The organism is Mesorhizobium sp. M7A.F.Ca.MR.362.00.0.0 (genome assembly GCF_004023175.1).
In the GTDB taxonomy this organism is placed as follows: Bacteria; Pseudomonadota; Alphaproteobacteria; order Rhizobiales; family Rhizobiaceae; genus Mesorhizobium.
In genome coordinates this window covers 1-261 of record NZ_RZTF01001048.1, presented here as the reverse complement: position 1 = coordinate 261, position 261 = coordinate 1, and the positions used below count along the sequence as shown (strand labels likewise).

Annotated in this window: 1 protein-coding gene; it reads right to left on the bottom strand. The window is 45.2% G+C overall.

Features of this window, described 5'->3' with window-relative positions; all coding sequences use genetic code 11:
* The coding region (locus tag EOC06_RS39070) for a magnesium chelatase domain-containing protein (protein WP_281062156.1) at positions 1–261 on the bottom strand (261 nt) is incomplete at both ends.

The window sequence follows — 261 nt, the reverse complement described above, 5'->3', positions numbered from 1 at the left end:
CTCCTAAGGCAGCTTTTAACGCCTCTCCAACAGAACTGACACCAATTAGTTCAATCCCCTTGGGAGCACTAAGACCTGATAGGTTATTAGCAGGCAATATAACGCGCTCAAATCCTAATTTAGCCGCTTCTTGTACTCGTTGTTCGATTCTGGATACTCTTCCCACTTCCCCAGTCAGACCTACTTCTCCAATAATGCAGTCTGTCGCCCTTGTGGTCTTATCTCTGAAGCTGGAAGCAATACTAACAGCTATAGCAAGAT